At 69.4% G+C, this 12,867-nt stretch carries 12 protein-coding genes and 1 tRNA gene; 10 read left to right on the top strand and 3 right to left on the bottom strand.

Annotated elements, in window-relative coordinates:
• Positions 1-73: 73 nt before the first annotated feature.
• From ACWA15_RS12730 to ACWA15_RS12685, 10 genes are all read left to right on the top strand, one after another.
• Positions 74-146, top strand: a tRNA-Ala gene (locus ACWA15_RS12730).
• A 154-nt stretch (positions 147-300) separates the two neighbouring features.
• The gene (locus tag ACWA15_RS12725) at positions 301-2,487 is read left to right on the top strand and encodes a DEAD/DEAH box helicase (RefSeq protein ID WP_464055692.1); all 2,187 of its coding nucleotides are present in this window, start codon (positions 301-303) and stop codon (positions 2,485-2,487) included.
• A 40-nt stretch (positions 2,488-2,527) separates the two neighbouring features.
• The gene (locus ACWA15_RS12720) at positions 2,528-2,902 is read left to right on the top strand and encodes a hypothetical protein (protein ID WP_464055690.1); all 375 of its coding nucleotides are present in this window, start codon (positions 2,528-2,530) and stop codon (positions 2,900-2,902) included.
• Between the two features lie 144 nt (positions 2,903-3,046).
• The gene (locus tag ACWA15_RS12715; RefSeq protein ID WP_464055688.1) at positions 3,047-4,708 is read left to right on the top strand and encodes a SulP family inorganic anion transporter; all 1,662 of its coding nucleotides are present in this window, start codon (positions 3,047-3,049) and stop codon (positions 4,706-4,708) included.
• Between the two features lie 161 nt (positions 4,709-4,869).
• Positions 4,870-6,276: a hemolysin family protein gene (locus ACWA15_RS12710; RefSeq protein ID WP_464055686.1), complete on the top strand. Its 1,407-nt coding sequence runs from the start codon at positions 4,870-4,872 to the stop codon at positions 6,274-6,276.
• Positions 6,276-7,289, top strand: coding sequence for a hemolysin family protein (locus tag ACWA15_RS12705; protein WP_464055684.1), 1,014 nt, complete (start codon positions 6,276-6,278; stop codon positions 7,287-7,289). Before ACWA15_RS12710 ends, ACWA15_RS12705 begins: the two co-directional genes overlap by 1 nt.
• Positions 7,290-7,354: 65 nt before the next feature.
• Positions 7,355-8,635: a hemolysin family protein gene (locus ACWA15_RS12700; protein ID WP_464055683.1), complete on the top strand. Its 1,281-nt coding sequence runs from the start codon at positions 7,355-7,357 to the stop codon at positions 8,633-8,635.
• Positions 8,636-8,672: 37 nt separating this feature from the next.
• Complete coding sequence (locus tag ACWA15_RS12695) at positions 8,673-9,266, top strand: hypothetical protein (RefSeq protein ID WP_464055681.1); 594 nt, start codon at positions 8,673-8,675, stop codon at positions 9,264-9,266.
• A gap of 164 nt (positions 9,267-9,430) precedes the next feature.
• On the top strand, positions 9,431-10,567 hold the full coding sequence (gntH, locus tag ACWA15_RS12690; RefSeq protein ID WP_464055680.1) for a guanitoxin biosynthesis MBL fold metallo-hydrolase GntH: 1,137 nt from the start codon (positions 9,431-9,433) through the stop codon (positions 10,565-10,567).
• A gap of 29 nt (positions 10,568-10,596) precedes the next feature.
• Positions 10,597-11,352 carry a CPBP family intramembrane glutamic endopeptidase gene (locus tag ACWA15_RS12685; RefSeq protein WP_464055679.1) on the top strand — a complete coding sequence of 252 codons (756 nt, stop codon included), beginning with the start codon at positions 10,597-10,599 and terminating at the stop codon, positions 11,350-11,352.
• Between the two features lie 4 nt (positions 11,353-11,356).
• Here the strand turns inward: ACWA15_RS12685 and ACWA15_RS12680 are convergent, their stop codons facing one another.
• Genes ACWA15_RS12680 through ACWA15_RS12670 form a run of 3 tightly spaced genes read right to left on the bottom strand, consistent with a single transcriptional unit; the run spans position 11,357 to position 12,847 of the window.
• Complete coding sequence (locus ACWA15_RS12680) at positions 11,357-11,944, bottom strand: dihydrofolate reductase family protein (RefSeq protein ID WP_464055677.1); 588 nt, start codon at positions 11,942-11,944, stop codon at positions 11,357-11,359.
• A 50-nt stretch (positions 11,945-11,994) separates the two neighbouring features.
• A complete protein-coding gene (locus ACWA15_RS12675) occupies positions 11,995-12,585 on the bottom strand; it encodes a YdeI/OmpD-associated family protein (protein ID WP_464055676.1) in 591 nt (196 codons plus the stop codon).
• A gap of 34 nt (positions 12,586-12,619) precedes the next feature.
• Complete coding sequence (locus ACWA15_RS12670; protein WP_464055675.1) at positions 12,620-12,847, bottom strand: DUF2249 domain-containing protein; 228 nt, start codon at positions 12,845-12,847, stop codon at positions 12,620-12,622.
• Positions 12,848-12,867 lie beyond the last annotated feature (20 nt).

Genomic DNA, 12,867 nt, shown 5'->3' with positions numbered 1-12,867 from the left:
TGGGACCTGAGCGAACTTGGGCCTAGGATTGCGACGCTCCGGGAACGGGGCGCGGGAGCTCTTCGGAGATCCTGGGGCTGTGGCGCAGCTGGTAGCGCACCTGCATGGCATGCAGGGGGTCAGGGGTTCGAGTCCCCTCAGCTCCACGAGAAACACCTGGTCAGAGGCCATCTTGGGGCCCGCGGGCGGCGCAGGACGCTGTGCGGAGTCCGACGCCCGACCGACCGGCCACGACCGGCACGGTCCGGCACGGCGCGCTGCGCTGCAGTCGCGGCGGGGGATGCGCGAGAAGGAGGAGCCGTGGCACGACCGCACCAACGCCGGCCCAGTGGCACGCGCACTGATCCCGGCGCACAGCGCCGTCGCGCCCCGCGTTCCACCGAGCAGGGGCTCGTCCCAGTGCTCGCCGAGGTCGCCCGCGAGGTCGACAGTGCTGTGAAGCGCCCCCCGACGCCCCCGTCGGTGCGCACCAAGTTCCAGGTCGTGGCGCTGCTCGTGCGCGAGGAGCGGGCCCGGGTGATGGCCGACGCCGGCCCGACCGCGGGGCGCGCCAAACAGCTCAAGCGGCTCGACGAGGTGGCGACACAGCTGGCCAAGACCGCTGCCCGGGACACCTCCCTGCTCGACCTGCTCGCCGAGGATGCGCGAGTCTCCAGCGCGGCGCGCGCCCTCAAGGTGACCTTGATGCGCGCCGGCGGGCTGGAGCCGCCCGAGGAGCCCGCACCCGCCGCGCCGACGGCGCCGACCGCGCCCACCGCCCCGACAGTGCCGGTGCGCGGCGCCGTGAACCAGGTCGTGCCCCGGTCGGTGATCTCGCGACAGCTCGCAAACCCGTTCCTGGCCCCGGACTTCGAGGCCGCGGCCGCGCGGACCGCTCCACGGGCCCGCAGACTGGCCGGCTGGGAGCTGCTCGAACCCCTCTTCCGGTCCTTCGAGAAGGCCGCGACCGGTGCGCCCGCCTGCATGCCCCTGCCCGCGGCGCGCCCGGTGCCCGTTCCCCCCGGCCTGGAGCTCATGCCGCACCAGTCCCAGGTCGTCGCGGCGACGGCCAGCGGCCATCGCACGTTCCTGCTCGCCGACGAGCCCGGGCTCGGCAAGACCGCTCAGGCGCTGCTCGCCGCCCGGACGGCCGACGCCTACCCTCTGCTGGTCGTGGTGCCCAACGTGGTGAAGACGAACTGGGCGCACGAGGTCGACCTGTGGACGCCGTCGCGCCGGTCCACGGTGATCCATGGCGACGGCGACCGGGTCGACGGATTCGCCGACATCGTCATCGTCAACTACGAGCTCCTGGACCGGCACGTCGGGTGGCTCGGCGACCTCGGCTTCCGCGGCATGATCGTCGATGAGGCGCACTTCATCAAGAACAAGACCTCCCAGCGCTCCCAGCACGTCCTGGCGCTCTCCGAGCGGATCCGTGCCCGTACCGCCCGGCCGCTGCTCATGGCGCTCACCGGGACCCCGCTGATCAACGACATCGAAGACTTCCGTGCGATCTGGCAGTTCCTCGGCTGGATCGACGACACGGTGCCGCTCGGCAAGCTGCAGGCCGCGCTCGAGGACACCGGGCTCACCCCGGCCGACCCGGGGTTCTACGCCGCCGCGCGGACCAGCGTGATCAACATGGGCATCGTGCGTCGCCGCAAGGTCGACGTGGTCGCCGACATCCCCGCCCGCCGGGTGGCAGACCTGCCGGTCGAGCTCGACGGCGCGGCCGGCCGCTCGATCCGCGCCGCCGAGGCCGCCCTCGCCGGGCGGATGGTCGCGCGCTACCGTTCGGCTGTCGAGGCCCGTACCCCCGGTGCAGCCGTCGTCAACCGGATCGACCACGAGCTCGCCCGCCGGGTGGCAGCGGCCGAGCTCAAGGACTCGAGCTCGAAGACCACCGGCGAGAACGTCTTCACGATGGTCCGCCGGATCGGCCAGGCCAAGGCAGGGCTGGCCGCCGACTACGCCGCGCAGCTCGCCCGCAACGTCGGCAAGGTGGTGTTCTTCGCCAAGCACGTCGACGTGATGGACCAGGCTGAGCAGACCTTTGCCCAGCGTGGCATCCGCTACGCCTCGATCCGAGGTGACCAGACGCCCAAGGTGCGCGAGAAGAACATCGCCGCGTTCGTCCACGACCCGGACGTACAGATCGTGGTGTGCTCCCTGACGGCCGCAGGCGTGGGGCTCAACCTCCAGGTCGCCTCCAACCTCGTGCTGGCCGAGCTGTCCTGGACCTATGCCGAGCAGACCCAGGCCATCGACCGGATCCACCGGATCGGCCAGGCCGAGCCCGTCACCGCCTGGCGAATCATCGCCGCGCAGACCATCGACCCCAGGATCGCCACGCTCATCGACAGCAAGTCGGGGCTGGCAGCCCGGGCGCTGGACGGAGCGTCGGAGGAGGACGTCACCTCCTCGACGAGTGTGCAGCTCGAAGCCCTGGTCGGGTTGCTCACGGACGCGCTCGCCGCCGAGGGCATGGGCGTCGATACCCCCTAGGGTATGCTGGGCATGTCCCACGCGTCTCGAGGAGCCACCCATGTGCAGTCCCACCACCGCCCTGGAGAGCGTTCTCGAGTCCCTCCGGATGCGTGAGAGTGCCGCGCTCGAGCGTCTCGCCGCCGCCCTGGACGGTCAGTCCTCGTGCGCCATCTCCCGCGCTGGGACGTCAGTGCCTGCGGCGAAATACCACGAGGGAGCAGCGTCTGCGCTCGCCGAGGTCCGGCGGGCCGTGCGGCGCGCAGGGGGCGGTCCCGACGACGAGATCGCCGCCGTGCTGCGCGACATCCGTGCCCGCTGGCTGGCGCAGGTCGGTTCTGCGGGCCGGGCCGGTCGCGACTGGGCGAGCTACCAGTCCGGTGGGCTGGACGCGCTCACCCAGCTGGAGCAGCTGATGGATCCCGACCACAGCTGAACCGGGCCGATGGCTCCGCCGCGGGCGAAGGCCCCAATCTGCCCGAAACGGAATATGGCGGTAGCGTTGGAGTCGTCGCAGACCCACTCCGGATGGACGAGGTGCGACGGCGTTCGGGGGTGAGCAGTGGCACGTCAATTCTCGGTGAGACGTGGGACGGTACGCCACGACGCCGTCGCCGGCCTGGTCCTCGGCGTCCAGAGCGTCCCTGACGGCCTGGCCACCGGACTGCTGGCCGGGGTCAACCCGTTGTACGGGCTGAACGCGTACCTGGTCGGCACCATCACCGGAGCCCTGGTCACCAGCTCGTCCTTCATGGCCATCCAGGGAACCGGCGCCATGGCGATGGTGGTCGCGGACGTGCCAGCGGTGCAGAACGCGAGCGACCCCGCGGGTGCGCTGTTCACGCTGTCGATGCTCACCGGGGTCGTCATGCTGATCGCCGGGCTGCTGCATCTGGGATCGGTCCTGCGGTTCGTGTCGAATGCCGTCATGGTCGGGTTCATCAACGCGGTCGGGGTGAACATCATCCTCGGGCAGCTGGCCAACTTCACCGGGTACGACGCAGACGGCTCGAACCGGGTCGTGCGGGCCGTCGACACGCTCCTGCACCCGGGGCTGCTGCAGCTGGCGACCGTCGTGGTGGGCGCCCTCACGATCGTGCTGATCGTCGCGCTCGAGCGCACGAGGCTGGGTTCGCTGGGGCTGGTGGTCGCGGTCGTGCTCACCTCGGCCGGGGTGGCAGCAGCGGGACTGACCGACGTCGCGACCCTGAAAGATCTCGGGGTGGTCCCCGAGTCCCTCCCGCACCCTGTCGCTCCGTCGCTCGCACTGATCCCTGCCCTGCTGGTCCCGGCACTGTCGCTCGCCTTCGTGGGGCTGGTGCAGGGGGCGAGCATCTCGGCGAACTTCCCCAACCCCGACGGGACCTACTCCGACGCGTCGCGCGACTTCGTCGGGCAAGGGGCCGCGAACGTGGCGGCCGGGGCTCTGCAGGGGATGCCCGTGGGCGGGTCCCTCTCGGCGACGTCCCTGAACAAGGCGGCCGGGGCCCGCTCACGCCTGGCCCTCGTGATCGCCGGGGGAGTCATGGCCGTGGTGATTCTCGCCTTCGGGACGCTGGTCGGGAGCGTCGCGATGCCCGCTCTGGCCGGGCTGCTGATGCTCATCGGCTACCGCACCATCAAACCGTTGGACCTGCAATCGGTGTGGAAGACCGGCACCGTGCAGAAGGCTGTGCTGCTGGTGACGTTCGCGCTGACGATGGTCGTCCCGCTGCAGTACGCGGTGCTGGTCGGCGTCGGGGTGTCGGTGATCCTGCACGTGGTGCGACAGTCCAACCAGATCACGATCAGGCGCCGTCAGTACGACCCCGAGGGGCACCTGATCGAGTCGGATCCTCCTGCCGAGCTGCCCGGCGATGAGGTCGTCGTCCTGCAGCCCTACGGGAGCCTGTTCTTCGCCGCGGCGCCGGTCTTCGAGGATCACCTGCCCGCGGTCACGGCCGCGTCGGGCAACTCGGTGGTGATCGTGCGACTGCGCGGCCGCAGCGACCTCGGGACCACGTTCATGGACGTGCTGCACCGGTATGCCGCGTCCCTGGCCGAGGTCGGGAGCAAGCTCGTCCTGGTGTCCACCACCAGCACGATCGACGCCCAGATCGCCGTCGCCGGCATCACCGACGTGATCGGCCCGGAGAACGTGTACCGGGGGACCGAGCGGGTCGGCGCGGCCACCGACCGTGCCCGTGGCGATGCCCAGGAGTGGGTTGAGGCGCACCGCCGGAGCCGGTCTGACGGCGCCTGAGATCAGGGAGCCCTGCCCTTCGACCCTGCACTCTGGAACGCGGGAGGCAGAGTCTTCGTTGTACGGTTCGACTCCGACAACAATGAGAGAGACATGGACATACTCAGTACGAGCCCCCTCGCCCCGACGAATGACGCCGTGACGATGGGGGGCAGGTTCTGATGTGGGTGTTGACCTTGCTGCTCGGCATCGTCGTGATCGCGGCGATCACGGCTGTCACGGGCTACTTCGTCGCCCAGGAGTTCGCATACATGGCCGTGGACCGGTCCCGGCTGAGCGCACGCGCGAAAGCAGGAGACGCGGGGGCCAAACGCGCCCTGGCAGTGACCAAGCGCACATCCTTCATGCTCTCGGGAGCCCAGCTGGGCATCACCGTGACCGGGCTGCTGGTGGGCTACGTCGCGGAGCCCCTGGTGGGCGAGTCCCTGGGAACGGCCCTGGGCGGAGTGGGAGTTCCGACCGGTGTGGGGATCGCGGTGGGCACCGTCCTGGCATTGGTGTTCTCCACCTTCGTCCAGATGATCTTCGGTGAGCTGTTCCCCAAGAACCTTGCGATCGCCCGACCCGAGCCGGTCGCGCTGTGGCTGGCCCGGTCGACGACGCTGTACCTGGCGGTGTTCGGGTGGCTCATCCGGATCTTCGACCAGGCGTCGAACCTCTTGCTACGGGCTCTCAAGATCGAGCCGGTCCACGACGTCGAGCATTCGGCAACGGCGAGGGACCTCGAGCACATCGTGGCGGACTCGCGACAGAGCGGTGACCTTCCCGCCGAGCTCTCCGTCCTCCTGGACCGCATCCTGGACTTCCCCGACCGTGATGTCGAGCACGCGATGATCCCGCGGGCCCGCGTGGACGTCGTGCATGTGGACGACACCCTCGCCCAGGTGCGGGCTCTCATGGCGGTGGGTCACTCCCGGTACCCGGTGCTCGACGCCGACGACCAGGTGGCCGGAGTCGTCCACATCGTCGACGTGCTGACCATCGCCCTCGGCGACGAGGTCCCGGCCCGCGCCTTCATGCGGCCGGTCGTCGTCGTCCCGACCGCGATGAGCCTGCCCGATGCCCTGCGTGAGCTGGCCGACACCCGCAACCAGCTGGTGTGCGTGATCGACGAGTACGGCGGGTTCGCCGGTGTGCTGACCGCCGAGGACCTGGCCGAGGAGCTCGTCGGGGAGATCACCGACGAGCACGACCCCGCCACGCCGACCGTCGCCCCACGCAGCGACGACGGCATCTGGGTGATGGCCGGTGACACCCACGTCGACGAGGTCGAGCGCGCGATCGGCCGTGACCTGCCACGCGGGGACTACGAGACGATCGCCGGCCTCGTCATCGACCACCACGGGTCGCTGCTCGACCCCGGGGAGCACATCGACGTCGAGCTGCCCCTCGACCCCGCCGACCTCGCACTGGCGATGGACCCCGCGGCAGCCTGGATGCGGGTCGACGTGATCGAGATCGAGCGCCATGTCCCGTCCCTGGTTCGCGTCACCTACCCGGCCCCGCTGCGACACCTGACGGACCAGAGCGCGGACCAGAGCGCCGCCCAGACCACCGAGGAGAACTGATGAGCAACCCCTGGGTCATCGTCGCCATCACCGTCGCCCTCATCGCACTGAGCGCGTTCTTCGTCGCGATCGAGTTCGCACTCCTCGCCGCCAAGCGGCACCGGCTGGAGGATGCCGCCCCCAACAGCCGCTCGGCGCGCGCCGCGCTGCGCAGCTCGACCGAGCTGACCGTGCTGCTGGCAGGATCTCAGCTCGGCATCACCGCGTGCACCCTCGCACTCGGTGCCATCACCAAGCCTGCGGTCCACCACTGGCTCACCCCCGCCTTCGAGTCGTGGGGAGTGCCCGCGCTCGCCGCGGACATCACCGGATTTGCTCTCGCCCTCATCATCGTGACCTTCCTGCACCTCGTCGTGGGCGAGATGGCACCCAAGTCCTGGGCCATCGCCCACCCCGAGACGTCGGCCACCCTGCTCGCCATCCCGATGCGGGCCTTCATGTGGGCGACCCGCCCGCTGCTGACCGCGCTCAACAACATGGCGAACTGGTGCCTGATCAAGGTCGGGGTCGAACCCACCGGGCAGATCAACTCTGGGCAGAGCGCCGATGACCTGCGCCACCTGGTCGAGCACTCGGCCAACGTCGGCGCCCTCGACCCGTCCTACTACGCACAGCTCTCCGGTGCCCTGGACCTGCAGACGCTGACCGTGGGCGACCTGATCACGGTGAGTGCGACGCCGACCAAGGTGCCCCTGGATGCCAGCGTCGAGGACGTCCAGAACGCCACCCGCGCATCGGGGCACCTGCGGATCCTCGTCGGTGACCACGACGCCGTCGCCGGCGTCGTGCACGTGCGGGACACGCTCAACGTGGACAAGGACCGGCCGGCGGCCGACCTCATGCGAGAACCGTTCACGCTTGAGCCCTCTGTTCCCGTCTTCGCGGCTCTCGCCCAGATGCGTGAGACGCGCAACCACCTCGCGGTGATCATCAGCGGCGGCACCATCACCGGTGTCGTCACACTCGCCGACGTCATGGCCCGGCTCTTCCCGCCGGCGATGGCGCCGACCTGACACGTGGTGAGGGGCAGGCCTGATGCTGCCCCTCATCACCCGTTCGACAGCGGAGGGGGTGCATCGTGGACTCAGGTACCTGGTTCAACGTCGTGCTCGTGCTCGTGTTCGTCATGATCGGGGGAGTGTTCGCCGGGACGGAGTTCGCCCTGGTCTCGTTGCGCGAGTCCCAGATCAACCAGCTCGCCGAGCGCGGGCGCCGGGGGGCGAGGGTCGCGGGCGTGGCCCGCGACCCGAACCGGTTCCTCGCCGCGGTCCAGATCGGGGTCACGGTGGCAGGGTTCCTGTCGGCGGCGTACGGCGCCTCGACGCTGGCGCCCGACTTCGTCCCGACGCTCGAGTCCCTCGGCCTGCCGTCCGGCCTGGCGCCGACGACCTCGCTCGTCCTCATGACCCTGGTCATCTCGTACCTGTCGCTGGTGCTGGGCGAGCTGGTGCCCAAGCGCATCGCGCTCCAGCGGTCCGCGCAGGTCGCCTTCGTCGTGGGGCTGCCGCTCGACCGGTTCGCGACCGCGATGCGGCCCGTGATCTGGCTGCTCTCGCGGTCCACCGACGTCGTGGTGCGCCTGCTGGGCGGCAACCCGACCGCGCGCGGCCAGGAGATGACCGAAGAAGAGCTGCTCGATCTCATCATCATGCACGAGGCACTGCCCCAGGACGAGCGCGAGATCCTCACCGACGTGTTCTCCGCGGCGAAGCGGACGGTCGTGGAGACCATGCGCCCCCGCGGCGAGGTCGTCTTTCTGGCCGCCGACCTCCCCCTCACCGAGGCGGCAGCGATCGTGCGCGCCCAGCCCTACTCCCGCTACCCGGTCACCGGCGAGGACTTCGACGACGTCATCGGGTTCCTGCACGTGCGTGACCTGCTCGACGCCGCAGCAGGCGGGCACCGCACGGTGCGCGACGTGACCCGGACCGTGCTCGAGCTCCCCGGCTCCAACCAGCTCCTGCCGTCGCTCTCGCTCATGCGCCGTGAGGGAGTCCACCTCGCGATCGTCGTCGACGAGTACGGGGGAACGGACGGCATCATCACGCTCGAGGATCTCATCGAGGAACTCGTCGGAGACATCCGCGACGAGTACGACCTGGACGGTGAACCACTGACCGGTGGGGACTATGACGCAGGCCTGACGATCGAGGCCTTCGAGGTCCAGAGCGGTATCCGCCTCGACGACGGACCGTACGAGACCGTGGCGGGGTATGTCATCTCGCGGCTCAAGCGCCTCGCCGTGGTCGGTGACACGATCGACGTCCCCGGGTACCGGCTGAGGGTGAGCGCTGTGGAGGGGCGGCGGGTCCGGCGCGTCTCCCTCGCCCAGCTCCCGGGCGAGGCGACCAACCCCTGAGCGGTCCGTCTGTGGAGGGTTGTGGTCTACTCAGGCGATGAAAACCTCCTGTCGCGCTGCCCTGTCCGTCGCTGTGCTCGGCATGGTCGTCACCGGATGCTCGTCCGACTCGGACGCCCCAGCCGGCGCAACCCTCCCATCGACCACCACGCCGGAGGTGCCCGCGGAACAACCCGACTCAGAGCCTCCGACCGACACCCCCACTGAGGGGGGATCGCTCCTCGATGGTGGCCAGGAGGTGGAGATCCGCACGTACATGGACACGTTCCTCGCTCCGTCGGTCGAGGGGGGCGTCGTGACCGTGGAGGACCCAGCCGCGTCCGATGTCCCCGCTCTGTGGATGTTCTCCCCGGTCGCGCCGGGCGGTGAGACCTATCAACTGGTCACCGTGGCGCTCACGGACGGAGTCCCGTCCTGCCTGGCTCTTGCGGCCGAAGCGGACGTCTCGCTGGCCGTCTGTGACGGTGCCGACCCTGCTCAGGAGTTCGAGGTGACGTCGCTGGACAACGCCGATCAGGTTGCGCTGAGCACGAGCGGCGGGCACCTCGGCGTCGACCCTGACAGTGGCCTGCCCCGGGTCTTCGCGACCGGGGACCAGCTGAGCAGCACCTTCACGCTTGTCGTGCCCTGAGATGCAGTGACTGAGGCCCGGTTCCCGTGTCGTCGCGCGTGCTGCGCGGCGGTGGCCGCAGTCGTCTCATCCGTGGTGGGTGAGGACCGGTGGAAGCTGGCGGACGACCATGGAGGTGGTCGACAGAGCGGGAGCGGCCGTCCGCGCGGGAGAGGTGTGCAGCCATGACTGACGAGATCACCGAGCGGACACCGCTCGCTTTCGAGGTGGGCGGCGAGCCGCTGACCACCACGCCCGTCGTCGGTGCGCCGAGCCGGCCCTACCCGGCTCGATTCGTGCCGGGGACCGAAGACCTCGAGGCGGATGAGATCCGGGTCACGATCCTGGGCAGCGGGGACCCGTTCGTGCGGCCGTCCCAGGCCGCGGCATCGGTCCTCGTCGAGGTAGGCAACGAGGAGAGAGACTTCTTCTTCTTCGACCTTGGTTCGGGGGCGCTGAAGAACTTCACCGGGCTGGGTCTGCCCGTGACGGCCACCACCAAGGTGTTCCTCACGCACCTGCACGCCGACCACGTCGGCGACATGCCGACCCTGCTGTACTCCATGGCCAAGGCTGGCCGTCGTGACCCGGTCGAGGTGTGGGGACCGAGCGGGGCCGTCGAGTCCCTCGGTACAGGCGCCTATCTTGAGCATCTCCAGGCCGCCCACAAGTGGGACATGGAGTCGCTCTGCGGCCATCCGGGGCAGTCAGGCGCCCGAGCGATCGCGACCGAGGTCCCCCACGACGCCACCTCGATGATCTACCAACGCCATGGGGTCACGATCGGCTCCTTCCCCGTGATCCACATGCAGAGTGGATCGGTCGGGTACCGCCTTGACTACGCGGGACTCAGTGTCGTGTTCTCGGGAGACACGCGCCCGTGCCGCACGCTGGTCGACGCCAGCGCCGGTGCGGACCTGCTCATCCACGAGACGTTCCCGTCAGCCCCGGTGTTCGCGAAGAAGGCCGGAGTCCCGTTGGCCTTCGCCGAGCAGGTCGTCAACGGCGTGCACACCAGCCCGACGATGGCCGGGAGAGTGTTCTCCCTCGTGGGCGCCAGGATGTCGGTCATGTGGCACCTCGCCGTCGATCATGACACCGTCGGGGCGGCCTACCGCGAGATGCGGGCCCAGTACGAGGGGCCGGTCACGATCGCCCAGGACCTGACGGTCTTCAACCTCACCGAGCACGCGCTCGTGGTTCGTCAGGCTGTCGTCCACCCTGCACCGTGGCCGGTCCTGGGACCGACGGAGATATCCGGACCGCCCATGTCCGCACCGCATGCACCGCCGGACTGGTGGGCGGACGCGCTGCTCCACTGAATCGATCATGCCCTGGTTGAGGAGTCACGATGAGAGTCACACCCAGAGCGTCGATAGCTGTCGTCGTCATCGTCGTCTATGCCGCGATCATGGCTGTGTTCTGGACGCTCACCGGAGCCGACTACGAGACTGTCGGGACGACGACAGAGACCGTCGTGCGCGGAATCGTCGTCCCCGTCGGTGCTGCAGCGGTCTTTGTCGCAGCGACGACGACCTACCTCAGATGGTGGCACCCGGTACTCCGCGACACCCCGACCGGTCCGCGATGGCTGCTCATCCTCCCGATCGCAGTCTTCCTCACGTCACTCGGCACGCTCCTGAGCAGAGGGTTCGACGGCATCGAGGCGCAGTTCTTGCTCACACTGGCACTCGGCACGCTGTTCGTCGGCTTCGGCGAAGAGATCGCCGCCCGCGGTATCGGTGTCGTCGCGCTGCGTGGCAGCACAGGCGAGGTCGGAGTGTGGTTCTTCACCTCGTTGCTCTTCGGAGCTCTGCACTCGATCAATGTGCTCTACGGTCAGTCGCTCACCGACACGGCCCTGCAGATGGTGTTCGCGTTCCTGATCGGGAGCGTGCTCTACGTGATCCGCCGAGTCACCGGGACGCTTGTCGTCTGCATCCTCCTCCATGCGTTCTGGGACTTCGCGACATTCACCGCCGATGCATCGACCGGAGACACGAGCACATTCGCGGCCCTCGCGCTCTTCCAGTATGTCGCGATCGTCGTCGGCGTCGTGGGACTCGTCATCGTCCTGCGCAGGGGCGCGGTCAAGGTCGAGGGCTGAGCTGCTATCGGCGTGCCCCGAGGACCGCGTAGCGATGCATCGTCACGCCGCGCTCGAAGGACCGCTGCTCGATGAGGTCGAGCTCGACCGGGTCGATCGGGTCGTCGAAGAGCGGCCGACCGGATCCCAGGACGACGGGATGGGTGAAGAGGAGGAGCTCGTCGAGCAGCCCCGCTCGCAGCAGCTGCGTCGCCAGGGTGGCGCCGCCGACCCCGATGTCGCCGTCCCCCTCGGCCCGGACCTTCGCGAGCTCGTCGATCGCGTCGTCGCCGCCGATGATCCGGACGGCGTGCTCGGCGGTTGTGCGGGTGCGGGACACGAGGATCTTCGGCGTCGACATCCAGATCTCGCCATACTCCCGCATGTAGTCGGGCTGGCTCTCGTCGGTGCGGGCCGCCGGCCAGTACTCCTCCATCGTCTCGTAGATCTTGCGACCCGAGACGTCGAGCGTCATGGCGCGGGCTCTCGCGTTGAACTCGCGGTGGAGCTGCTCACCGATGCGCATCCAGCTCCCGCCGCCCTGCTCGTCGACGGCGTGCTCAATCTTCAGGTCGAGGGAGACGTTCATCCAGTAGACAAAACGACCTGACATGGGCATCTCCCGGGTGATCGCGACGGGTGCGTACCTTGTCGATCGTAGGCTCACCGCGGGTAGGGCACATCTCCCGCTGCGAGCATCGCGACGAGCGTGGCCAGGCGGCGCTGCCGGGTTGCGTCGTTGGGTGCCGTGACGATGCGGTGCAGGACCGTATACCGGTTGGTCGCGTCGAGCCCGGCGAAGGCTGCGGCCGCGGCCGGGGAGCCAGCCAGCGCCTGGATGAGGTCGTCGGGGACCTGGATGGTCGCCGACCCGGCATAAGCGCGTTCCCACCGGCCGTCGGCCTGCGCCGCGGCCACCTCGGCGCGCCCGCGTGCCCGCATGCGTCCGTCGGCCTCGAGCCGGGCCACGTGCGCGACGTTGCGCGCCGACCAGATCGACCGCGGGCGCCGGGGCGTGAAGCGTTGCAGGAACGTGGCGTCGTCGTGCGCCCGCTTCTGCCCGTCGATCCACCCTGAGCACAGGGCCTCGTCGAGAGCTTGGGCGTAGGTGAGCGTCGTCGGCGCGTGCGCGCCCTTCTTGGCGAGCACGAGCCACACACCGGCCGGGTCCTGCTCGTGCGCGTCGAGCCACGCCCGCCATGCAGCCGCGTCTGCGACGACGAAGGGCTCGGGCGGGACCCCGGGTGTGGTCATGGGATCGAGCATAGGGCGCGAGCCGCGCGATCGGTCAGGGACGCCCGATGCGGACGCGCCACTCCACGGGTCCCTCGGCCTGGTAGTCCCAGGTGAACTGGTCGGGGTACTCCGCCGCGAACTGGTAGTACAGCGGCTTCGGGTCGTGATCGTTGACGAGGATGTAGCCCGCGCCGGCAGCGAGGGAGTGGTAGGTGGACAGGATGAGCTCGTGGCGGCGGGCGGGCACCTCGGAGCGGACGTCGAGGATTGGGTCGGTCATGGTGTGGCCTCTCGGAGAAG

Source organism: Sanguibacter sp. TS_SC_8 (assembly GCF_055361235.1).
This window is presented reverse-complemented; position numbering and strand designations above follow the sequence as displayed.

Excerpts from the sequence above, each read along its gene's own strand:
- ACWA15_RS12720 (WP_464055690.1), top strand. The coding sequence starts at position 2,528 with ATGTGCAGTCCCACCACCGCCCTGGAGAGCGTTCTCGAGTCCCTCCGG.
- ACWA15_RS12710 (WP_464055686.1), top strand. The coding sequence starts at position 4,870 with ATGTGGGTGTTGACCTTGCTGCTCGGCATCGTCGTGATCGCGGCGATC.
- ACWA15_RS12685 (WP_464055679.1), top strand. The coding sequence starts at position 10,597 with ATGAGAGTCACACCCAGAGCGTCGATAGCTGTCGTCGTCATCGTCGTC.
- ACWA15_RS12680 (WP_464055677.1), bottom strand. The coding sequence starts at position 11,944 with ATGTCAGGTCGTTTTGTCTACTGGATGAACGTCTCCCTCGACCTGAAG.
- ACWA15_RS12705 (WP_464055684.1), top strand. The coding sequence starts at position 6,276 with ATGAGCAACCCCTGGGTCATCGTCGCCATCACCGTCGCCCTCATCGCA.
- ACWA15_RS12670 (WP_464055675.1), bottom strand. The coding sequence starts at position 12,847 with ATGACCGACCCAATCCTCGACGTCCGCTCCGAGGTGCCCGCCCGCCGC.
- ACWA15_RS12675 (WP_464055676.1), bottom strand. The coding sequence starts at position 12,585 with ATGACCACACCCGGGGTCCCGCCCGAGCCCTTCGTCGTCGCAGACGCG.
- gntH (WP_464055680.1), top strand. The coding sequence starts at position 9,431 with ATGACTGACGAGATCACCGAGCGGACACCGCTCGCTTTCGAGGTGGGC.
- ACWA15_RS12695 (WP_464055681.1), top strand. The coding sequence starts at position 8,673 with ATGAAAACCTCCTGTCGCGCTGCCCTGTCCGTCGCTGTGCTCGGCATG.